The sequence below is a fragment of the Stenotrophomonas sp. B1-1 genome, assembly GCF_010894375.1.
Taxonomy (GTDB): domain Bacteria; phylum Pseudomonadota; class Gammaproteobacteria; order Xanthomonadales; family Xanthomonadaceae; genus Stenotrophomonas.
Genome location: NZ_JAAIUZ010000020.1, coordinates 88,299 through 110,562 on the forward strand (window position 1 = coordinate 88,299; position 22,264 = coordinate 110,562).

The 22,264-nt window shown below is 69.4% G+C and carries 19 protein-coding genes; 18 read left to right on the plus strand and 1 reads right to left on the minus strand.

From position 1 onward, the window contains the following. Positions 1-5 precede the first annotated feature (5 nt). The 17 genes from G4G00_RS15915 (at position 6) to G4G00_RS15995 (ending at position 18,549) form a co-directional block, all read left to right on the plus strand. On the plus strand, positions 6-557 hold the full coding sequence (locus G4G00_RS15915; protein ID WP_108754899.1) for a hypothetical protein: 552 nt from the start codon (positions 6-8) through the stop codon (positions 555-557). After that, positions 550-2,232: an AMP-binding protein gene (locus G4G00_RS15920; RefSeq protein ID WP_164274954.1), complete on the plus strand. Its 1,683-nt coding sequence runs from the start codon at positions 550-552 to the stop codon at positions 2,230-2,232. The genes G4G00_RS15915 and G4G00_RS15920 overlap by 8 nt, the downstream gene beginning before the upstream one ends. Further along, on the plus strand, positions 2,222-2,992 hold the full coding sequence (locus G4G00_RS15925) for a glycosyltransferase family 2 protein (RefSeq protein ID WP_108754576.1): 771 nt from the start codon (positions 2,222-2,224) through the stop codon (positions 2,990-2,992). Before G4G00_RS15920 ends, G4G00_RS15925 begins: the two co-directional genes overlap by 11 nt. 1 nt (position 2,993) lies before the next feature. After that, entirely contained in the window at positions 2,994-3,935 is a 942-nt protein-coding gene (locus G4G00_RS15930; RefSeq protein WP_108754575.1) for an acyltransferase, read from the plus strand. Beyond that, a complete protein-coding gene (locus G4G00_RS15935; RefSeq protein ID WP_108763216.1) occupies positions 3,925-5,475 on the plus strand; it encodes an aromatic amino acid ammonia-lyase in 1,551 nt (516 codons plus the stop codon). The genes G4G00_RS15930 and G4G00_RS15935 overlap by 11 nt, the downstream gene beginning before the upstream one ends. Then, a complete protein-coding gene (locus G4G00_RS15940) occupies positions 5,462-5,893 on the plus strand; it encodes an acyl-CoA thioesterase (RefSeq protein ID WP_108751320.1) in 432 nt (143 codons plus the stop codon). The genes G4G00_RS15935 and G4G00_RS15940 overlap by 14 nt, the downstream gene beginning before the upstream one ends. Beyond that, positions 5,890-6,519 (plus strand): outer membrane lipoprotein carrier protein LolA, encoded by a 630-nt coding sequence (locus tag G4G00_RS15945; RefSeq protein ID WP_108751319.1) that lies wholly within the window; start codon positions 5,890-5,892, stop codon positions 6,517-6,519. Before G4G00_RS15940 ends, G4G00_RS15945 begins: the two co-directional genes overlap by 4 nt. Then, positions 6,512-8,866 carry an MMPL family transporter gene (locus tag G4G00_RS15950; RefSeq protein WP_205515565.1) on the plus strand — a complete coding sequence of 785 codons (2,355 nt, stop codon included), beginning with the start codon at positions 6,512-6,514 and terminating at the stop codon, positions 8,864-8,866. Before G4G00_RS15945 ends, G4G00_RS15950 begins: the two co-directional genes overlap by 8 nt. Positions 8,867-8,922: 56 nt before the next feature. Then, positions 8,923-10,173: an NAD(P)/FAD-dependent oxidoreductase gene (locus G4G00_RS15955; protein ID WP_108754571.1), complete on the plus strand. Its 1,251-nt coding sequence runs from the start codon at positions 8,923-8,925 to the stop codon at positions 10,171-10,173. Then, the gene (locus G4G00_RS15960; protein WP_164274960.1) at positions 10,161-10,718 is read left to right on the plus strand and encodes a DUF3261 domain-containing protein; all 558 of its coding nucleotides are present in this window, start codon (positions 10,161-10,163) and stop codon (positions 10,716-10,718) included. Before G4G00_RS15955 ends, G4G00_RS15960 begins: the two co-directional genes overlap by 13 nt. After that, a complete protein-coding gene (locus tag G4G00_RS15965) occupies positions 10,715-11,899 on the plus strand; it encodes a beta-ketoacyl-[acyl-carrier-protein] synthase family protein (RefSeq protein ID WP_108754569.1) in 1,185 nt (394 codons plus the stop codon). Before G4G00_RS15960 ends, G4G00_RS15965 begins: the two co-directional genes overlap by 4 nt. Positions 11,900-11,946: 47 nt before the next feature. After that, positions 11,947-12,354 (plus strand): hypothetical protein, encoded by a 408-nt coding sequence (locus tag G4G00_RS15970; RefSeq protein WP_108754897.1) that lies wholly within the window; start codon positions 11,947-11,949, stop codon positions 12,352-12,354. Next, positions 12,351-13,082 carry a 3-ketoacyl-ACP reductase FabG2 gene (locus tag G4G00_RS15975; protein ID WP_108754568.1) on the plus strand — a complete coding sequence of 244 codons (732 nt, stop codon included), beginning with the start codon at positions 12,351-12,353 and terminating at the stop codon, positions 13,080-13,082. Before G4G00_RS15970 ends, G4G00_RS15975 begins: the two co-directional genes overlap by 4 nt. Next, positions 13,082-14,320, plus strand: coding sequence for a beta-ketoacyl-ACP synthase (locus G4G00_RS15980; RefSeq protein WP_164274962.1), 1,239 nt, complete (start codon positions 13,082-13,084; stop codon positions 14,318-14,320). Before G4G00_RS15975 ends, G4G00_RS15980 begins: the two co-directional genes overlap by 1 nt. A gap of 36 nt (positions 14,321-14,356) precedes the next feature. Further along, a complete protein-coding gene (locus G4G00_RS15985; protein ID WP_108754566.1) occupies positions 14,357-14,797 on the plus strand; it encodes an excinuclease ATPase subunit in 441 nt (146 codons plus the stop codon). A 160-nt stretch (positions 14,798-14,957) separates the two neighbouring features. Next, positions 14,958-15,218, plus strand: coding sequence for a YcgL domain-containing protein (locus G4G00_RS15990; protein ID WP_108754565.1), 261 nt, complete (start codon positions 14,958-14,960; stop codon positions 15,216-15,218). Continuing rightward, the gene (locus tag G4G00_RS15995) at positions 15,211-18,549 is read left to right on the plus strand and encodes an ankyrin repeat domain-containing protein (RefSeq protein ID WP_164274965.1); all 3,339 of its coding nucleotides are present in this window, start codon (positions 15,211-15,213) and stop codon (positions 18,547-18,549) included. The genes G4G00_RS15990 and G4G00_RS15995 overlap by 8 nt, the downstream gene beginning before the upstream one ends. Positions 18,550-18,633: 84 nt before the next feature. Here G4G00_RS15995 and G4G00_RS16000 read toward each other — a convergent pair whose 3' ends face one another. Beyond that, the gene (locus G4G00_RS16000) at positions 18,634-20,409 is read right to left on the minus strand and encodes a monovalent cation:proton antiporter-2 (CPA2) family protein (protein ID WP_164274968.1); all 1,776 of its coding nucleotides are present in this window, start codon (positions 20,407-20,409) and stop codon (positions 18,634-18,636) included. A gap of 346 nt (positions 20,410-20,755) precedes the next feature. On the opposite strand from G4G00_RS16000, the gene mgtE reads away from it, so the two are divergent. Next, on the plus strand, positions 20,756-22,126 hold the full coding sequence (gene mgtE, locus G4G00_RS16005; protein WP_108754562.1) for a magnesium transporter: 1,371 nt from the start codon (positions 20,756-20,758) through the stop codon (positions 22,124-22,126). Positions 22,127-22,264: the final 138 nt, after the last annotated feature.

Consider the following 22,264-nt stretch of genomic DNA (forward strand, 5'->3'; position numbering starts at 1 on the left):
CGGCCATGGCTCGGGCACGCGTGGTCGTGGTGGCAGCGCTTTCGCTGGCCTACCCCGTGCTGGTGTACGCCGCGATGGGCCGCTTCGAGCCACGCTGGCTGTCGCTGCTGCTGTTCGGCCTGGCCCTGCTGCGCGCGCTGACCACCCGGCAACCGCTGTGGTGGGCCGCCGCCGCCGGTGCCGGCCTGCTGGCCGCGCTGGCCACCCTCCTCAACCAGGCGCTGCCGCTGAAGCTGTACCCGGCGCTGGTGAACGTGGTGATGCTGTGCGTGTTCGCCACCAGCCTGCGCTTCGGCCCGCCGCTGGTGGAGCGCCTGGCGCGCCTGCAGGAACCGGACCTGCCACCGTTCGCGGTGGTCTATACCCGTCGCGTCACCCAGGTGTGGTGCGGCTTTTTTGTTTTCAACGGAGGCCTGGCCCTGCTCACCGCGCTGTACGCGTCGGATCGGGTCTGGATGCTCTACAACGGACTGTTGGCGTACGTGATGATGGGCGTGTTGTTTGCAGGTGAATGGCTGGTGCGGCGGCGGGTGAAGGCGGCACATGCGCATGGCTGACTGGATCGCCCTGGACCGCCTGATGGTCACCGCGCAGCCGGGTCGCCCGGTCGGTCTGTGTGGCGAAGTGGCGCTGGACCACAGCGCGCTGCGCCAGCGCGTGGTGGCCTGGCGTGATGCCTTCGCCGCAGCCGATGGCCGCGACTGGGCGCTGTATTTCGACGATGCCATCGCCTTCGCCGCGGCCCTGTTCGGCGCATGGCATGCCGGCAAGCGCGTGTTCCTGGCCGCCGACAACCTGCCGGCCACCCTGCAGGCGCTGCAGCCGCAGGTCGCAGGCTTTGCCGGCGACGTCTCGGCCAATTACCGGCCGCTGGTTCCCGCTGCTCCCACCGATGGCGCGCTGCACGCGCTGGATGAGCGCGCCTGCGAGCTGTGCGTGTTCACCTCCGGCAGCACCGGCCAGCCCAGTGCGATCAGCAAGCGCATGGACCAGCTGGCGCGCGAGGTCGATGCGCTGCAGGCGGCCTTCGGTGCGCAGGTGGAGGGCGCACAGGTGCACGGCACCGTGTCCCACCAGCATATCTACGGCCTGCTGTTCCGCGTGCTATGGCCGCTGGCGGCGGGGCGGCCGGTGCAGCCGCGGCGGTTCTTCCATGAAGATCTGGTGGCGACCCTGGCCGCGGCCGACAGCGTGCTGGTGGCGACCCCGGCGCACCTCAAGCGCCTGCCCGAACAACTGGACTGGGCCAGCCTGCATGGGCGCCTGCGCGCAGTGTTTTCTTCCGGCGGCCCGCTGCCCGAAGACGCCGCACGACAGGTGCGCGGCTGGCTGGGCGTGGCACCCACCGAGGTGTATGGCAGCAGCGAGACCGGCGGCATCGCCTGGCGCCGCTGGGATACCGACATGCCGCCGTGGCAGCCGCTGCCGGGCGTGCAGTGGCGCATTGAAGAGGGTTGCCTGGCCGTGGCCTCGGCGCACCTGGAAAGCGCCGACTGGTGGCGGACCCAGGATCGGGTGGAAGCCCTGGCCGATGGCCGCTTCCGTCTGCTGGGGCGCGCCGACCGCATCGTCAAGATCGAAGAGCGCCGGGTTTCCCTGGACGCGCTGGAACGCGCCCTGCGCGAAGACCCCGAAGTGGAGGACGCGCGCGTGCTGGTGCTGCAAGGGCACCGTGAACAACTGGCCGCCGTGGTGGTGCCCGCCGATCCGGCGCTGGCCGAGGCCGGTGATGCCGCACGTCGCGCGCTGGGCCAGCGGCTGGGCGCCCGCCTGGCGCAGGGCCATGATGCGGTGACCCGCCCGCGCCGCTGGCGGCTGGTGCAGGCACTGCCGATCAATGCCCAGGGCAAGGTGACCCAGGCCGCGCTGGCGGCATTGTTCCAGCCGTTGCTGCCGGTGCCGCAGTGGGACCAGCGCGGCGACGCCAGCGCGACCCTGCGCATGACCCTGGCCCCGGCGCTGCGCGCGTTCCAGGGCCACTTCCCGCAGGCGGCGATCCTGCCCGGCGTGGCCCAGCTGGATTGGGCGGTGCGCTTCGGCCGCCAGGCCTTCGATCTGCCAGGCGGCTTCGTGCGCATGGATGTGGTGAAGTTCCAGAAGGTGGCGCGGCCCGGCGATGAGCTGACCCTGCAGCTGGACTGGGATGCGCCGCGCGGCGTGCTGACTTTCCGCTACACCTCCCTGCACGGCGTGCATGCCAGCGGCAAGGTGATCCTGACCGATGCGCACTGAGCCGGCGCCGACCGGGGGCGCCTTCGCGCCGCTGGTGGTCATTCCCGTGTACGACCACGAACACGCCATCGGCGCCGTGGTGCAGGGCGTGCAGGCCGCGGGCCTGCCGTGCCTGCTGGTGGACGATGGATCATCGCCTGCGTGCGCGGCCGTGCTGCGCGCGTTGTCCACGCAGCCTGGCGTCGATCTGCTGCGGCTGGACCAGAACCAGGGCAAGGGCGGCGCCATGCTGGCCGGTTTTGCCGAAGCGGCCCGGCGCGGCTACAGCCATGTGCTGCAGATCGATGCCGACGGCCAGCATGACACCGGCGATCTGCCGCGCTTCATCGCCGCTGCCCGGGCCCGCCCGCAGGCGGTGATCTGCGGCATTCCCGCCTACGATGCCAGCGTGCCCAAGGCGCGCCTGTACGGTCGCTACGCCACCCATATCTGGGTCTGGATCAACACGCTGTCGCTGCACCTGCGCGACACCATGTGTGGCTTCCGGGTCTATCCGCTGCCACCGGTGCTGGCCCTGGTCGGCCAGGAAACCATCGGCCGGCGCATGGATTTCGATACGGAAATCATGGTCCGCCTGTACTGGCGGCAGGTGCCGGTAGAGCACCTGGCCACGCGCGTGACCTATCCGGCCGATGGCGTGTCGCACTTCGATGTGTGGCGCGACAACGTGCGCATCAGCCGCATGCACACGCGCCTGTTCTTCGGCATGCTGCCGCGCGCGCCGCGCCTGCTGTGGCGCCGCCTGCGGGGCCAGGGCTGACATGGCGCGCACGCAGGACGCACCGCATTGGGCCGACATCGGCGAATCCACCTCGGTGGCCGGTGTGCTGTTCCTGTGCTGGGTGCACCGCTGGTTCGGGCGCTGGCCGTTCCACCTGTGCGTGTGGCCGGTGGTGGCCTGCCACTGGCTGGGCAACCGTGTCGGCCGCCAGGCGTCGATGCAGTACCTGCAGCGGCTGCAGGCGCACAGCGGCGCGCTGGGCCATGCGCCCACCTGGCGCGACAGCCTGCGCCACTTCTTCAGCTTCGCCGATACCCTGCTGGACAAGCTGCTGGGCCTGGGCGGGCGCTACCCGCCCGAACGCATCCACCTGCAGCGCGACCTGGTGCTGGGCAAGATCGCGCGCCGCGAAGGCGGCCTGATCCTGACCGCGCATATCGGCTGCCTGGAACTGTGCCAGGTGCTGGCCGAACAGGTGCCCGGCTTCCGCATTACCGTGCTGGTCCACACCGCCCATGCGCAGCGCTTCAACCGCCTGCTGCAGCGGCTGGACCCGCTGGCCGCGGTGGAACTGGTGCAGGTGACCGAAATGGGCCCAGCCACGGCGATGCTGCTGGCCGACAAGGTCGCTTCCGGTGGCTTCGTGGCCATCGTCGGTGATCGTGTGCCGGTGCAGGGCGGGCGCAGCGTGATGGCCGATTTCCTGGGCCACCGCGCGCCGTTCCCGATCGGTGCCTATGTGCTGGCCTCTGCGCTGGCCTGCCCGGTCTACACCATGTCCTGCCTGCACGATGGCGATGGCTATCGCGTGGCGTTTGAACAGTTCGCCGAACGCGTGGTGCTGCCGCGCGGTTCGCGTGATGCCGCCCTGGCCGAACAGGCGCAGCGCTTCGCGCGCTGGCTGGAACTCCAGGTCATCCAGTCCCCGTTGGACTGGTTCAATTTCTTCCCCTTCTGGGATCAGGCCCCCCATGACGACTGACGCCGTACCCGTATGCCGTTTCGGTGATGCACCGCTGACCATTGAAGACGTGGTGGCGCTGGCCCAGCGCCAGTGCGAGGCCGCGCTGAGCGAAGCGCCCGCGTTCCGCGCACATATCCAGCGCGGCGCCGATTTCCTCGACCGCCTGCTGCGCGAGGACGGGGTGATCTACGGCGTGACCACCGGCTACGGTGATTCGTGCACGGTGAACATTCCGCCGGCGCTGGTGGCCGAGCTGCCGCACCACCTGTACACCTACCACGGCTGTGGCCTGGGCCGTTACCTGGACCCGGCGGAAACGCGTGCCGTGCTGGCTGCGCGCTTGGCCTCGCTGGTGCGCGGCATGTCCGGCGTCAGCGTGCCGCTGCTGGAAGGCCTGGCCACCCTGCTGCAGCACGACGTACTGCCGCTGATCCCGGCCGAAGGCTCGGTCGGCGCCAGTGGTGACCTGACCCCGCTTTCGTACGTGGCCGCCGTGCTGTGTGGCGAGCGCGAGGTGCTGTTCGAAGGCCAGGTACAGGCGGCCGGTCCGGTGCTGGCGAAGATCGGCATGACCCCGCTGAAGCTGCGCCCGAAGGAAGGCCTGGCGATCATGAACGGCACCGCGGTGATGACCGGCCTGGCCTGCCTGGCCTGGCAGCGCGCCGACTACCTGGCCCGCATGGCCACGCGACTGACCGCCTTCAACGTGTTGTCCAGCGACGGCAACGCGCACCACTTCGATGAAACCCTGTTCGCCGCCAAGCCGCACCCCGGCCAGGGCCGCATTGCCGCGCGCCTGCGCAGCGACCTGCACAGCGAGCGCCCGCCGCGCAACGAACAGCGCCTGCAGGACCGCTATTCGCTGCGCTGCGCGCCGCACGTGATCGGTGTGCTGGAAGACAGCCTGCCGTTCCTGCGCCAGCTGATCGAAACCGAACTGAACAGCGCCAACGACAACCCGCTGATCGATGCCGACGGCGAGCGCATCCTGCATGGCGGTCATTTCTACGGCGGCCACATCGCGCTGGCGATGGATACGCTGAAGAACACCGTGGCCAACGTGGCCGACCTGCTGGACCGGCAGCTGGCGCTGGTGGTCGACGCCCGCTACAACCACGGCCTGCCGGCCAACCTGTCGGCGGCCACCGGCCCGCGCGCGGCCATCAACCATGGCCTGAAGGCGCTGCAGATCAGCGTGTCGGCGTGGACCGCCGAAGCCCTGAAGCAGACCATGCCGGCCAGCGTGTTCTCGCGTTCCACCGAATGCCACAACCAGGACAAGGTCAGCATGGGCACCATCGCCGCGCGCGACTGCCTGCGCGTGATCGAACTGACCGAGCAGGTGGTGGCGGCCATGCTGATCGCCGCCCGCCAGGGCCTGGCCCTGCGCGAACGGGTTGGCCTGAACGCGCAGCTGCATGGCAGTCTGGCCGACATGTATGCCGACCTGGGGCAGCGCATCGCCCTGGTCGAAGAAGACCGCGCGCTGGATCGCGAACTGCGGGAACTGCTGGTGGAGATCCGCGCGCAACGCTGGGAACTGTATGCCGGTGAATGAACACACGGAACTGGTCGGGGAAATCACCCTGACCCCTGCCTTCCATGACTGCGATCCGATGAACGTGGTCTGGCACGGCAACTACTTCAAATATTTCGAGATCGCGCGCTGCGCGCTGCTCGGCCGCTACGACTACGACTACCCGCAGATGCTCGAATCGGGCTACCTGTGGCCGGTGGTCGATGCGCGGGTGAAGTACGTGCGCCCGCTGTTGTTCAACCAGCCGTTGCGCATCGTGGCGCGCATCGTGGAATGGGAGAACCGGCTGAAGATCGAGTACGAAATCTTCGATGCGGGCAGCGGCCAGCGCTTGACCCGTGCAATGACCATCCAGGTCGCGGTGGACGCGGCCAGCAAGGAAATGCTGTACCAGTGCCCGCCGGTGCTGTGGCAGCGCCTGGGAGTGCCTGCACCATGAAGACCCTGTTCACCGTTCCGCGCGCGCTGCTGTGCGCGCTGCTGCTGGCCGCTGCGCCGCTGGCCCAGGCCGCCGACCCGGCGGTGGATGCGATCACCCAGGCGGTGGCGCGGCCGGACGTACTGCGTGGCCAGTTCACCCAGGAAAAGCAGGTCAGCGGCTTCAAGAACCCGCTGCGTTCGCAGGGCCAGTTCGTGGTCGCGCGCCAGCACGGCGTCATCTGGACCACGCTCAAGCCCTTCCCCTCGGAAGTGGTGGTCACCGCCGACCGCATCCTCAGCCGCCAGCGCGACGGCAGCACCCGGGTCGAACTGGATGCGCGGCAGCAGCCGGCCATGCGCTCGGTGAACGCGATCATGTTCGCGCTGATGAGCGGTGACGTGCAGGCGCTGTCCAGCCAGTTCAACGTGCAGGCCAGCCGCGAAGGGCAGGGCTGGACGCTGAAGCTGACCCCGAAGTCGGCGATGCTGGCCAAGGCCTTCGAATCGCTGACCCTGCAGGGCGACCGCTACGTGCGCCAGGTGCAGATCGTGGAGGCCAACAAGGACCGCACGCAGATCCAGTTCAGCGCGTTGAGCGAAGCACCGGCCACGCTGAATGCCGACGAGGCGCGCCGCTTTGACTGATCTGGGAAGCGCGAACGGAGCGGACCGCCTGCGCCGCTGGTGGCACTGGCTGGGCATTGCCTGGCTGCTGGTGCTGCTGGTGCTGGGCGTGCAGCAGTGGCGGCTGTGGAGCGAACAGTCGCGGATCGACACCGACATCCTGGCGCTGTTGCCGCAGGATGCACACGATCGCCTGTTGAGTGATGTCACCCGGCGCATTGCCGATGGCAGCTCGCGCCAGGTGGTGGTGCTGCTGGGCAGTACCGATGGCGCCGCCGCCAAGCGCGCGCAGGCCGCCTTCGCCAAGGCGATGGCCGGCGATGCCGACAGCGAGCTGCTGGTCCCCAGTGGCTCGATCGAAGGTTGGTTCGATGAAGCGCGCGCGTTCTACGCGCCGTACCGCGACCGACTGCTGACCCCAAGCCAGCGCGAACAGTTGCAGCAGGCCGAACCGGGCGCGCTGGCCGAACAGGCCTTGGGCGCGCTGTATGGGCCGATGGGCGCACCGCGGCTGACCGAGTGGCGGCAGGACCCGTTGTCGCTGTGGCCGCAGTGGTGGCAGCAGCAGGCACAGGGCTCGGGCCTGCGCCTGGGCGATGACGGCCTGCTGGAAGCCGAAGGCAAGCATTGGGCAGCGCTGCAGTTCGATACGCCGGGCTCGGCGTTCCAGCTCGATGGCGAACGTCATATCGATGGCCTGCTGGAACGTGCCGGCCAAGCCGCCAAGGCGGCTGCACCGGATCTGGAGATCCTGCATGCCGGCGTGCCGTTGCATGCCGAAGCCGCGGCCGTGCAGGCCAACCAGGAAATCAACACCATCGGCTGGGGGTCGCTGGCCGCCGTGCTGCTGCTGGTCTGGCTGGCGTTCCGTTCGCTGCGCCCGATCCTGCTGGTGGCCGCCTCGTTGCTGATCGGCTGTGGCGTGGCGCTGGCGGTCACCGTGCTGGTGTTCGGCAAGGTACACGTGCTGACCCTGGTGTTCGGTGCATCGCTGGTGGGCGTGGCCGAGGACTACGGCATCCACTGGTTCGCCTCGCGCCAGGCCGAACCGGCGGACCGCCGCTGGAAGCTGTTGCGGCACCTGCTGCCCGGCCTGTGGCTGGCCCTGCTGACCAGCGCGCTGGCCTACCTGGCACTGGGCCTGGCCCCGTTCCCCGGCCTGCGGCAGATGGCGCTGTTCTCGGTGGTGGGACTGGCCGCCGCGTTCCTGACGGTGATCTTCTGGTTCCCGTGGCTGGACGGCGGTGACATCCGCCAGACGCGTTTCTCGCAGTGGCTGGGCAACACCCTGGAGCGCTTCCCGCGCCTGCATGGCACGCGCCCGGTCACGCTGTTCATCGTGGCCGCACTGGCGCTGTCGGCCATCGGCATCGCGCGTCTGCAGAGCAACGACGATCTGCGCAGCCTGCAGTCGTCGCCGCCGGCGCTGATGGCCGAACAGATCCGCCTGAGCCAGTTGCTGGGCATGCCCAGCCCGGCGCAGTTCTACCTGGTGCAGGGCGAAGATGACGCACAGCTGCTGCAGCGCGAAGAAGCGCTGACCGAGCGCCTGCGCGTGCTGGCCCACGACAAGCGCATCGGTGGCTACCGTGCGATCAGCGATTGGCTGCCGTCGCCGGCGCGCCAGCAGGCCGATGCCGCGCTGACGGCGAAGGTCGAACCGGGCGTGTTGTCGGCGGTGGGCGAAGCGGTGGGCGAACCGCTGCCGCGCCCGGATTTCGCTGCCGGTCCGCTGACCGCGCAGGCATTCCTGGCATCGCCAGCATCCAAGCCGTTCCGCCACCTGTGGGTGGGCAGCGTGGGCGGGCAGAAGGTCAGCGTGGTGATGGTGGACGACCTGTCGCGTGCCGATGCGCTGGCCACCCTGCAGGGCGCGGCCGAAGGCCTGCCCGGCGTGCGCTGGGTCGATCGCACCGCCGATTTCTCCAAGCTGCTGGGCCACTACCGCAAGCTGATGGGCGGCCTGCTGCTGGTCGGCATCGCGCTGGTGTTCGGTGCGCTGTGGCTGCGCTACCGCCGCCAGGCGTGGCGGGTATTCGCACCCACCCTGATAGCCGGTGCGCTCACCCTGGGCCTGCTGGGCCTGTTCGGGCAGCCGCTGCAGCTGTTCAACGTGCTGGCGCTGATGCTGCTGCTGGGCATGGGCATCGACTACGGCATCTTCCTGATCGAGCACCGCGGCGATGCCAGTGCCTGGCTGGCGGTGTGCGTGGGCGCGGCCAGCACCTGGCTGTCGTTCGGCCTGCTCGGCCTGTCGCAGACCCCGGCGCTGCGCGCGTTCGGGCTCACCCTGCTGTTCGGCATCGGCCTGGTCTGGCTGATTTCGCCGCTGTTCCGGCCACCGCCGCACGACCTGCCGCCGGCATGACGCCGGCACCGCCGTATTCCCTTCTTCCCACCTGATCGAGCAACAAGGACGCACCGATGAACACTGCTGTGGATGCTGTCGAACGTACTGAAATCCTGATCATCGGTGCCGGTCCTGCCGGTTCGGTGGCCGCCGCGATGCTGCGCCAGCAGGGGCGCCAGGTGCTGATGCTGGAGCGTCAGCAGTTCCCGCGCTTCTCCATCGGCGAAAGCCTGCTGCCGCAGAGCATGGAATACATCGAAGCGGCTGGCCTGCTGCAGGACGTGGTGGAAGCGGGCTTCCAGTACAAGAACGGTGCGGCCTTCGTGCACGGCGAAGCGCGTACCGCCTTCGATTTCCGCCAGAAATTCTCGCCGGGCTGGGGCACCACCTACCAGGTGCAGCGCGCCGACTTCGACAACGTGCTGGCGCGCGGCGCCGAGCGCATGGGCACCACGCTGCGCTTCGGCGATGAAGTGCTGGCGGTCGAGCCGGGCGAACAGCCGGTGGTCAGCGTGCGCCGTCCCGACGGCAGCGAGTACCGCATCCAGGCAGACTTCATCCTCGATGCCTCCGGCTTCGCACGCCTGCTGCCGCGCCTGCTGGACCTGGAATCGCCGTCGAACTTCCCGGTGCGCGGGGCGATCTTCTGCCACGTGCGCGACAACATTCCGGCCGAGGCCGATTTCGACCGCAACAAGATCCTGATCACCACCCACCCCGAGCACATCGACGTCTGGTACTGGACCATTCCGTTCTCCAACGGCTGCTGCTCGCTGGGTGTGGTGGCCGAACCGTCGTTCTTCGAACGCTATGAAGGCGACGATCTGCAGAAGCTGCAGGCCATCGTGGGCGAAGACCCGAACCTGACCCGCCTGCTGGCCAACGCCGAATGGGCGGTGCTGCCGGTGCGCCGCATCACCGGCTATTCGGCCAATGTCAGTTCGCTGTGGGGCCCGGGTTACGCGTTGCTGGGCAATGCCGGCGAGTTCCTCGATCCGGTGTTCTCCTCCGGCGTCACCATCGCCTTCAAGTCGGCGCAGCTGGCCAGCGAATGCCTGAAGCGCCGCTACGCCGGTGAAACCGTCGATTGGGAAGCGGAGTTCTCCATTCCGCTGCGCGCGGGCGTGAAGACCTTCCGCCGCTTCGTCGAAGCCTGGTACCAGGGCGGTTTCCAGAAAATCATCTACCACCCCGAGCAGCAGCCTGCCGTGCGCGACATGATCAGCTCCATCCTGGCCGGCTATGCGTGGGATACCAAGAACCCGTACGTGGCCGATGACAGCGGCCGCCGCATGCGTGTGCTGGAGGAACTGTGCAGCGCCTGATCGTCCGTTTCACGGCCGTGCTGCTGTGCGTGCTGCTGGCCGCCTGTGCCAGCCGCATGCCGCGGCCCCTGGTCGAACTGCCGCCGCTGCGCCTGCCGCCGGCCAGTCTGCCGGCCCCGCTGGCGCTGCAGCAGCAGTTGCATTTCCGTTTCGGCAGCCACGAGCGCGACCTGGACGCGCTGCTGGAAGCCGATGCCCATCAGGTGCAGTTGGCGGTGCAGGCCATGGGCCAGACCGGCGTGCGCCTGCAATGGGATGGCCAGAACCTGACCCAGCAGCGCGCGCCGTGGCTGCCGCCGCAGGTGCGTGCCGAGCGCGTGCTGGACGATCTGCAGTTCGCGCTGTGGCCGACCGCCGCGATTGCCGCGGCATTGCCGCCGGGTTGGCAGGTGGCCGACGACGGCCAGCAGCGCACGCTCTTACGCGACGGCACGGTGTGGCTGCAGCTGCAGCGCCGCGCTGATGGCAGCGTGGAACTGGACAACCGCGCCGAGGGCTACGCCCTGCGCATTGAATCGATCGACATGGCCGGGCAGCACGAATGACCGCACCGATTTTCCTGAACGACCTGGGCGTGGTCTGCGCGCTGGGCGCGGGCCGCGCCGAGGTGGCCGCCGCGCTGTTCGCCGACGCCCCCGGTGGGCTCAGCGACAACCACACGCTGCTGCCGGGGCAGACCCTGGCGCTGGGTGAAGTGCGCACGCCGCTGCCGGCGCTGGACGATCTGCCGGTCGCCCTGCGCGGCCGCAACAATACGCTGCTGGACGTGGCGCTGGCACAGATCGCGCCGTCGGTTGCCGCGGCCATTGCCCGCTATGGCGCATCGCGCGTGGCGGTGGTGCTGGGCACCAGCACCTCGGGCATCGGTGAATCCGAACAGGCGCTGCGCACCCGCGCCGAGCAGGGCCACTGGCCCGAAGGTTTCGATTACGCACAGCAGGAAATGGGCACCGCCGCCCAGTTCGTGCGCCAGCGCAGTGGCGCGCAGGGCCCGGCATGGACGCTGTCCACCGCCTGTTCGTCCAGCGCCAAGGCACTGATGTCGGCCGCACGCATGCTGCGCACCGGTGTTGTCGACGCCGTCATCGCCGGTGGCGCCGATTCGCTGTGCCGTTTCACCGTCGCGGGTTTCAGCGCACTGGAATCGGTATCGCCGCAGCGCTGCAATCCGTTCTCGCAGCACCGCAGTGGCATCAACATCGGCGAAGGCGCCGCACTGTTCCTGCTGACCCGCGAGCCGGGCGGCGTGCGGTTGGCCGGCTGGGGTGAATCGGCCGATGCGCACCACATGTCCGCACCCGATCCGCAGGGCCTGGGTGCCATCGACGCGCTGCAGCAGGCCTTGCAGCGTGCCGGCTGGGCCGCGCAGGAGGTGGACTACGTGAACCTGCACGGCACCGCCACCGGCCACAACGACGCCATGGAAAGCCAGGCGGTTGCGCAGGTGCTGGGCACCACCGTGCCGGCCAGTTCCACCAAGCCGCTGACCGGGCACACGCTGGGCGCGTCCGGCGCGATCGAAGCCGCGCTGTGCTGGATCGTGCTGGCCGACAACCCGCAGCAGCAGCTGCCGCCGCACTGGTGGGACGGCGTGGCCGACCCGGCGCTGCCGGCGCTGCCGCTGGTGGCACCCGGTACGCGCACGGCGCAGGCGCCGCGGCGCGCCCTCAGCAACTCATTCGCCTTCGGTGGCAGCAACGCCGTGCTGGCGCTGGAGCGCCTGTGAGCCGGCCGTTGTACGCCATTGAAGAGGTGGTGCCGCACCGCCAGGACATGTGCCTGCTGGAGCGCATCGTGCACTGGGACGATGACGGCATCGAGGCCGAGCTGGTCGTGCCCGAGACGGGCTTGTTCGTCGAAGACGGCGGCATTCCGGCCTGGGTGGGCATCGAATACATGGCCCAGGCCATTGCCGCGTGGGCGGGGTGCCGCGCACGCACCGCCGGGCGCCCGCCGCAGCTGGGCTTCCTGCTCGGCAGCCGCCGCTACAGCAGCCACCGCAGCAGCTTCCCCAGCGGCACCTGTCTGCGCGTACAGGCGCGCTGCGAGCTGTTGGGCGACAATGGGCTGGGAATGTTCGCCTGCTGCATCCTGGCGGGCGACGAAGAATGGGCAGTTGCCAACGTGTCGGTGTTCGAACCGGCCGACTCGATGGCCTATCTGGAGAGTGGACAGGCATGACAGGGAATCGGAGTGTGCTGGTGACCGGCGCCAGCCGGGGTATCGGCCGGGCCATCGCGCTGCGTATCGCGCGCGATGGCTTCGACGTGGTGGTGCATTGCCGCAGCCGCGTTGAAGAAGCGCAGGCCGTGGCTGCGGAAATCCAGGCGCTTGGCCAACAGGCCCGCGTGCTGGCCTTCGATGTGGCCGACCGGGCTGCCGCGCGTGCGGCGCTGGAAGCCGACGTGGAAGCGCACGGCGCCTACTACGGGGTGGTCTGCAATGCCGGCATCGCCCGTGACGGCGCCTTCCCGGCGCTGTCCGAAGACGATTGGGACCAGGTCATCCACACCAACCTGGACGGCTTCTACAACGTGCTGCACCCGCTGATCATGCCGATGGTGCGCCGTCGCAAGCCGGGCCGCATCGTCACCCTGTCGTCGGTATCCGGCGTGGCCGGCAACCGCGGCCAGGTCAACTACAGCGCGGCCAAGGCCGGCATCATCGGCGCCACCAAGGCACTGGCGCTGGAACTGGCCAGCCGCCAGATCACCGTGAACTGCGTGGCCCCGGGCCTGATCGAGACCGACATGCTGAATGAAGAAGTGGTCGAACACGCATTGAAGCTGATTCCCGCCGGCCGCGTCGGCCGCCCGGACGAAGTGGCCGCCACCGTGGCCTTCCTGCTGTCCGAGCCGGCCGGGTACATCACCCGCCAGGTCATTTCGGTGAACGGGGGCATGATCTGATGGCCGCCGATCGTCGCGTCGTGGTGACCGGTGCCGCCGCCATCAGCCCGCTTGGCCACGACTGGCCGACCATCCAGGCGCATCTGCGCAGCTGCCGCAATGCGGTGCGCAGCATGCCCGAATGGGATGTCTATGCCGGCCTGAACACCAAGCTGGCCGCGCCCGCGCAGGATTACGACCTGCCGCCGAACTACAACCGCAAGACCACCCGTTCGATGGGCAAGGTCGCCATCATGTCGGTGCGCGCCACCGAAGTGGCGCTGCGCGAAGCGGGTCTGTACGAGCACCCGGTGCTGCGCAGCGGCCGTGCCGGCGTGGCATACGGGTCGTCGTCGGGCAGCCATGAAGCCACCGGTGAATTCGGCCGCATGCTGCATGAATTCACCACCGATGGCATCAGTGCCACCACCTACCTGAAGATGATGAGCCACACCGCGCCGGTGAACATCGGCGTGTTCTTCGGCCTGTCCGGCCGCGTCTACACCACCTCCAGCGCCTGCACGTCGGGCAGCCAGGGCGTGGGCGCCGGCTACGAGGCGATCCGCAGTGGCAAGCAGACGGTGATGGTGGCCGGCGGTGCCGAACAGCTGGACGCCACCGCCGCGGCGGTGTTCGACACCCTGTTCGCCACCAGCACCCGCAACGATGCGCCGCAGACCACCCCGCGCCCGTTCGATGCCGGCCGCGATGGCCTGGTGCTGGGCGAGGGCGCCTGCACGCTCATCCTGGAAGACCTGGAGCACGCGCAGGCGCGCGGTGCCACCATCCTGGCCGAGATCGTGGGTTACGGCACCAACAGCGATGGCCAGCACGTCACCCAGCCCAGCGCCGACACCATGGCCCAGGCCATGCGCCTGGCTCTGGAAGACGCCGGCCTGGAGCCGTCGCAGATCGATTACGTGAATGCCCATGGCACCGCCACCGACCACGGTGACATCGCCGAAACCCAGGCCACCGCGCAGGTATTCGGCAACGCCGTGCCGATCAGTTCGCTGAAAAGCTACGTCGGCCACATGCTGGGCGCCTGCGGCGCGTTCGAGGCCTGGATGAGCATCGAGATGATGCGCGTCGGCTGGTTCGCGCCCACCCTGAACCTGGGCGAGGTCGATCCGCGCTGTGGCCAGCTCGATTTCATCACCGGCCAGGGCCGTGAACTGCAGGCCGAGTACGTAATGAGCAACAATTTCGCCTTCGGCGGCATCAACACCTCGCTGGTGTTCCGCCGCTGGAGCGAGTGACCCGCTGTACCCGCACCCCAACAAGGAGATGTTCCGATGCGCCGCACCCTGCTGATCGCCGCCGCCACTGCGCTGCTGGCCCTGTCCTCCACCGCCTCGGCCCGCGACACCCGCGTCGAGCAGTCCCTGCGTGACCTGGTCAATTCGCAGGCCGCCAAAGATGCCGGCATCGATGGCAGCGTCCGCTTCTACCTGGCCGGCCAGCCGGTCAGCGTGCAGCAGCGCCTGGGCGAGGACGTGACCAACAAGAAGACCAACGCCGCCAACAAGAGCGACGAAGAAGCCTGCCGCTGGGTGGCCCTGTCGGCGCTGCGCGCGCTGCAGGATGGCGCCAAGTCGCGCGGCGCCAACGCCGTGGTCGACATCGTCAGCTACTACAAGAAGAACGAGTTCAAGAGCGCCACCAACTACGAATGCTATGCCGGCACGATCCTGGCAGGCGTGGCGCTGAAGGGCACCTACGCGAAGGTCAAGTAAGGCCCGCGCAGCGCCCGGTGCTGGCTGAACGCCGCCGCCACATTGCTGAACCCCGGTGGGGAAACGCCGTCGATCGCGCCGCCATCGTCGCGTGACGGCTTTCCCCGCCCCCGGCTTTCCGACACAATCATGGCTCTTCCCGGGTTATCGTCCCGCGGACATGCACGCCTACGTCTATAAAAGCCAAAAAAAGCCGGACACCTACGTCTATCTCGCCCGTCGTGATGACTTCAGTGCGCTGCCTGCGCCGCTGGCAGCGTCGCTGGGCGCGCTCACCTTCGTGCTGGATATCGCGCTGGATGCCTCGCGCCGCCTGGCCCAGGCCGATCCGGCCAAGGTCCGCAGCGAACTGACCGAACGTGGTTTCTACCTGCAGGTGCCGCCGTCGGTGGCCAGCCTGATGCCGCGCCACTATGACTGAGCTGTCCCGTTCGCGCGCCCTGACTGCAGCCTTCGGGCTGGGCGCCGTGCTGGCGCTGGGTTCGGCCCTGGGTGGCCTGCCGGGCGCGCTGCTGGCCGCCTTGGCGCAGCCGGCGTTCGCGCTGGGTGTGTCGTGGTGGCGGCGCAGCCGTGCGCTGCTGCCGCTGCAGCAGACCCTGCGCCAGGACGTGCCGGCGCTGCTGGCGCTGTGGTTCGCCGCGCCGCTGCTGCTGGCTCTGCTGTTGGCCTGGCCGCTGGCGGCGCTGCGCGACAGCGGCAGCCTGGCCGCCGTGCTTGGCCTGAGCGTGCTGGTCAGCGCCGCGTTGCTGGCGGCCTGGCGTACCTGGCCGCTGTGGAACGATGTCGAACGTCTGGATGGTGGCCTGGGCCCGCATTGGCAGGCACTGGCCGGGCGCGATCTGAGCGCCTGGCGTGGCCTGGGCGTGGCCGCGATCGTGGTGGCGCTGGCCGCGCTGGTGGTGTTGCCGGCCTGGCCCGAGCTGCTGCCCGAAGGCGCACGCTGGCCGGCCGCGCTGGCCGTGCTGCTGCTGTCGCCGCCGCTGCACCTGCTGCTGCAGAAGGTGCAGCCGGCACCGCTGGTGGCACTGCGCAGCCGTGTGCTGGACACCGCCAGCGACGACGCGGCACCCCTGTTCACTGCCGTGGCCGACAGCACCCCGCTGGAAGCCATGGCGCCGCAGGAACTCACCCCGTCGCTGTTCGAAGCGGCCCGCCACGGCCGTGTCGACCGCGCGCTGCAGTTGCTGCAGGCCGGTGCCGACGCGCACGCGCTGCCCGATTCGAGCTGGCGCGACCAGCGCAGCCTGGCCGTGCTGGCGGCGGTGCTGCCGGACCTGCGCCTGCTGCGTGAACTGATCGGCCGCGGCGTCGACGTGAACGCTCCGCACCGCGGCATGACCCCGTTGCTGGCCGCCACCCGCGACAGTTGGCATGGCCGCCCCGAAGCGGTGATGACCCTGCTGGCCAACGGTGCCGATTCGCGCGCCACCGACAGCGATGGCAACACCCCGCTGCACCATGCCGCACGCAGTTCCGACCCCGGCGTGGCCGCGCTGCTGCGCGATGCCGCTGCCGAAGTGGACGCGCTGAACCATGAAGGCTGGTCGCCGCTGGCGGTGGCCTGCCAGGTCGGCAACTGGCGCCTTGCACGCTTCCTGCTGGAGCGCGGCGCGCGTACCGAACCGGCCGAGGGCACCCCGGTGCTGCTGGCCGCAGCGGCAACCGAAGATGATGACCCGGCCGGCGTGCAGCTGCTGCTGAAGCACAAGGCCCGTGCCGATGCGCGTGATCGCCAGCGCCGCAGTGCGCTGCACGACGCCGCGCTGGCCGGCCACGTGGACATCATCGGCGTGCTGCTGGGCGCCGGTGCCAACCTGGAAGCCCGCGACGCGCTGGGCCGCACCCCGTGGCTGGAAGCAGCCCGTGCCGGCCGCGCAGCGGTGATCGAACACCTGCTGCCGCACAAGCCCGACCTGACCGCCGTCGATGGCGAAGGCCGCAACGCGGTGCTGCTGGCCGCCATGGCCGACGATGTGTCGCCGCTGCTGGTCAAGCGCCTGGTGGACCTGGGCATCGCCGCCGATGCCAGCGATCCCTTGGGCCGGCGCGCCGTCGATTACGCCGCCGAAGCCGGGCGCTGGGCGATCGTGGCCCTGCTCGATCCCAGCTATCCGCTGCCAGCGGCCGTCAGCGATGGCCTGGCCGAACGTGGCGATGCCGCCACCGCCAGCGGCCTGCTGCCGGACCGCCCGCCGCTGACCCTGCTGCGCGAAGCGCTGGGCTTCGGCAATACCGATGGCATGGCCGCCCTGGCCAGGCTGTGCCAGCCCGAAGAACTGGGCAGCCTGCTGCTGGACCCGGAACTGGCCCTGGAACCGCGCGCAGTGGACTGGCTGCTGGGCCATGGCGCCGACCCGTACGTGCGCGATGCCTGCGCCGACACCCCGATGTTCGCCCTGCTGGCGCGTGGCATCGATGCCGTGCCGGCGCTGCAGGTGATGCTGCAGCGTGGCCTGTCACCGGCCGGCCGGGGTGGCCTGGCGCGCTTCCTGGCCGCCTGCGCACAGCACGACCAGGCCGCCCGTGGCCTGGAACAACTGTCGCTGGAACTGCTGGAACGCGGCGCCGATCCGTTCGCGCCTTCGCCTGCAGGTGATCCGCCGTTGTCGTTGGCCGTGCGCCTGGGCTGGCTGCGCCTGCAGCAGGCCCTGCTGAACACCGGCGTGGACCGCGAAGCGCGCGACAGCCACGGCATGACCGCCCTGCACCTGGCTACCGCCCTGGCCCGCGAAGGCGCATTGAAGCTGCTGGTGCAGCACGGTGCATCGCCCGAAGCGCGCGCCGCCGACGGCCAGACCCCCTTGGGCGTGGCGCTGTCGATCGGCCGTCGCGACCTGGCCGATTGGCTGGACTGGCGGGTGTGGCCGCTGCCGCGCCGCACGCTGCGCGAGAGCGATCTGCCGGCCGCCGCCATGGCCGGCGACGTCGATGCCGTGCGTCGCCTGAACGATCTCGGTTTTGCCATCGATGCGGTGGATGCGCAGGGCTGCACGGCCCTGCTGCGCGCGGCCGGTGGCGGCCACCTGGCGGTGGTCGATCTGCTGCTGGCCCGTGGCGCCGATCCGCAGCACGGCGCAGCCAGTGGTGCCACGCCGTTGTCGGCGGCCGTCAGCATGCGCCAGGTGGATATCGTGTCGGCCCTGCTCGATGCCGGTGCGCAGCTGGAACACCGCCTGCCCGGCGGCGTAACCGTACTGATGCTGGCCTCGGCGCTGGGTCTGCCGGACATCGTGGCGCGCCTGCTGACCGCCGGCGCCGACGTGCATGCCGGCGACGCCCAGCAGTTGGGTCCGCTGCACTGCGCAGCGCTGTACGGTTTCAGTGCGCGCGACCGTTCGCGCCTGCTGGCGCTGCTGGACACCCTGCTGCTGGCCGGTGCCGAGCCGGACCAGGCCGCTGCCGGTTCGGTCACGCCGTTGCTGCTGCTGCTGGGCGCGCGCGCCGAGCCGGGTACGGCCTGCGACGAACAGGTGGTGATGGCCGCGGTGGAGCGCCTGCTGGATGAAGAGGTGAGCCTGGACGTGCGCGATCCGCGTGGCTTCGGCCCGCTGCATCTGGCCGCCCTGCACGGCCTGCCGCTGCTGGTGCAGCGCCTGCTGCGCGCCGGCGCCGACCCGGAAGCACGCGACAGCTTGAACCGCAGCCCGCGCGAGATCGCGGTCATGCGCGGCTTCATCGACGTGGCCGGCGAATTCGAGCCGCGCGTCCCCGGCGTGTCCTCCATGGCCCGCTTCCTGCGCGACAACGGCTGAAGCGCGGGGTCGGATCCCTTTCCGCAGGAAAGGGCTCTGACCCCAGCATGGCGTCATGCACGCTCATCCACGCATGGCGTGGATCTACTTGTCGCGCTCGGCGTCGGCTTCGAACAGGTGCATCAGGTCGTTGCGGGCATCGCGCGAGGTCTGGATCACCGCAGCTTCGTCGTCGTACACCAGGTACTGGTCACGCAGCAGCTGTTCGTCGTGCTCGCGGAAGCGCTGCACATGGCGCTCGGCCACATCGGGCGCCACACCCAGCGCGGTCAGCACGCGGCCGCTCATCTCCAGGCTGGTGCCGAACACTTCGCGGAACGGCTCGGCCGACATGTCCATCAAGCGCCACGCATGCTGGCGGTTGCGCGCACGCGCCAGCACCTTCGCTTCCGGATACAGGCGGCGCACCATGCGCACCGCGCGCAGGTTGGTTTCCGGGTCGTCCACGGTGATCACGAACACATCGATGCGCTCGCCACCGGCCGCGCGCAGCATTTCCGGCCGGGTCGGGTCGCCGTAGTACAGCTGGTTGCCGAAGCGGCGCAGGTCGGCCACGGTGTCCGGGTTCGCCTCCAGCGCCACGAACGGCACCTTCTGCGCGGTCAGCAGGCGCGCGATCACCTGGCCGAAGCGGCCCATGCCGGCAATCAGCACCTTGGGCTGGTTGTCCGGCGCCACCTTGTCGGCCGGCGCGGCATCACGCGGCGCCACGCGCTCGCGTCCCAACAGCTTCAACAGCGCGATCATCAACAGCGGGGTGATGGCCATCGACAGGCCGACCACCGCCACCAGCCGGTCGTGGTTGGCATTGCCCAGCAGGTGCGCGCGCTGCGCCTCGTTGAACACCACGAAGGCGAACTCGCCGCCCAGCCACAGCACACTGCCCAGCAGCAGCGACTGCCGCGCTGTCAGTCGGGCAACCCGGCCGATCGCATACAGCACGCTGAACTTCACCAGCAGCAGCACGCCCACGCCGGTGGCGATCAGCCAGGGCTCGGCGGCAATGCGGTCCAGGTCGATGCCCATGCCCACGGCAATGAAGAACAACCCCAGCAGCAGGCCCTTGAACGGCTCGATCTGCGCTTCCAGTTCATGGCGGAATTCCGAATCGGACAGCAGTACGCCGGCCAGGAACGCGCCCAGGCTGGGGCTCAGCCCGGCTTCCTGCATGAACCAGGCGGTGCCCAGCACCACCAGCAGGGCGGTGGCGGTGAACACTTCGGGGCTGCGCGTGCGCGCGATGACGCCAAACACCCGCCGCAGCACCGGGCGCCCGCACAGGATCACCACCGCCAGCGCACCCAGCGCCACTGCCACATCTTCCCAGCGCAGGGTCTGGTTGCGCGCCCCGCCCAGCAGCGGAATGGCGGCCAGCAGCGGAATGGCGATCAGGTCCTGGAACAGCAGGATCGCAAACCCCAGCCGCCCGTGATCGCTGTTCAGCGCCTTGTGTTCGGACAGCAGCTGCAGGCCCACCGCCGTGGACGACAGGGCCAGCGCGATGCCCACCACCAGCGCGCTCTTCCACTGGAAATGGTCCAGCAGCAACAGCCCGCCCAGCAGCAGGCCGGACACGGCCACCTGGGCCGCACCGGCACCGAACACCGAGCGCCGCATCACCTTCAGGCGCGAGGGTGACAGTTCCAGCCCGATCACGAACAGCAGCATCACCACGCCGATCTCGGCCGCGCCCAGGATCCGGTCGGCATCCTGCACGAAGCCCAGCCCGTCCGGGCCCAGCACCACGCCGGCAGCCAGGTAGCCCAGCACCGCGCCGAAGCCGAACTTCTTGAACACCGGCACGGCGATCACCGCGGCCAGCAGCAGCACCAGTGCCAGTTCCAGACCACCGCTATGCATGGGAATACCTGGTCATCGCAGTGGCCGGGGCGCGTCCGTTCGGTTGGGGGAAGGGCGGAGGAGTGCCCTGCGCGCATTATGCGCGCCTGCCCGTGCACGAACGACAACGGCACCGCAACCGGCAACCGGCCAGCGCCGGAACCGGGGTTGACCGCGGCAGTGGGCAGGTCCAGACTGCCCGCCGCTGCCGGTGTCTTGCGGCAGTACACCCATCCGGAGTCCCCAACCCATGTCCAGCGACAGTAGAAGTCGACCTCGTTCGACGCCAGCCATGGCAACCGCCTGACATCGGGACGGTCTGCCTGCGTTGGCGTTGCGCGAGGTCGCACCCACGAAAGGCAGATCCATGAACCAGAAGCAATTGCTGCGTCCGGTGGCCGATGCCGCCGCACTGGCCGCCCCCCTGGCCGACTACAACACCGCCGACGCGGTGGAATTCCTCAACACCCTGGAACTTGAGCGCGCCGCTGACACGCTGGCGGCACTGCCGCTGCCGCGCGCGGTGAAGATGCTGGAAGCACCGGAACTGCACCGCAGCGGTGAACTGGTGGCGGCGCTGCCGCCGGCGCGTGCCGCCGCGCTGCTGGGCCTGATGGCCGACGACCGTGCCACCGACATCGTGCACGAGCTGGACGAGGACGAGCGTGCCCGGCTGATTCCGCTGCTCGGCAGCGAAGCCCGCCAGGCCATCCAGACCCTGCTCAGCTACCCGCCGAACACGGCTGGCGCGCTGATGACCACCGAATTCGTGGCGGTGCCGGCCAGCTGGACCGTGGCCCAGACCCTGCAGCACATCCGCCAGGTCGAGCGCACCCGCGAAACCGTGTACGCCATCTACGTGCTGGACCCGGCCAGCCAGCAGCTGCAGCAGGTGGTGACCATGCGCCGGCTGATCACCGGCCTGCCGGAGGAATCGATCCTGGACGTAGCCCAGGTCAACCCGCCGGTCACCGTCGATGCCCTGCTGGACCAGGAAGAAGTAGCGCGGCTGATCCGCCGCCACGACCTGCTGGCCATTCCAGTGGTCGATGCGCAGCAGCACCTGCTGGGCATCGTCACCGTCGATGACGTGCTGGACGCCCTGATTGAAGAGTCGACCGAGGACGCGCACAAGTTCGGCGGCATGGAAGCGCTGGACAAGCCGTACATGCAGATCGGCTTCTTCGAGATGCTGCGCAAGCGCGCCGGCTGGCTCAGCGTGCTGTTCCTGGGCGAAATGCTGACCGCCAGCGCCATGCAGCATTACGAGGATGAACTGGCGCGCGCGGTGGTGCTGACCCTGTTCATTCCACTCATCATGAGTTCCGGTGGCAATTCCGGTTCCCAGGCCACCTCGCTGCTGATCCGCAGCCTGGCCCTGCGCGAACTGCGTCTGAGTGACTGGTGGAAGGTGGCCCTGCGCGAAGTGCCCACCGGCATGGTGCTGGGCGCGATCCTGGGCTGCCTGGCCATCGTGCGCATCGTCATCTGGCAGCTGGGTGGCCTGCACGACTACGGCGAGCACTGGGTGCTGCTGGCCATCACCATCGGTGCGGCGCTGGTGGGCATCGTCACCTTCGGTTCGCTGTCCGGTTCCATGCTGCCCTTCATCCTCAAGCGCCTGGGTTTCGACCCGGCCAGCGCCTCGGCCCCGTTCGTGGCCACCCTGGTGGATGTAACCGGCCTGGTCATCTACTTCAGCATCGCCGCGATGATCCTGCACGGCACCCTGCTGTAGGTGCTCTGGTAGGTGCCCACCTTGGTGGGCAAGCCACGGTCACGCCCGGGGTCAGAGCCCTTTCCTGCGGAAAGGGATCCGACCCCTTCACCAACGCGCGCCGCGTGCTCTGGTAGGTGCCCACCTTGGTGGGCACGC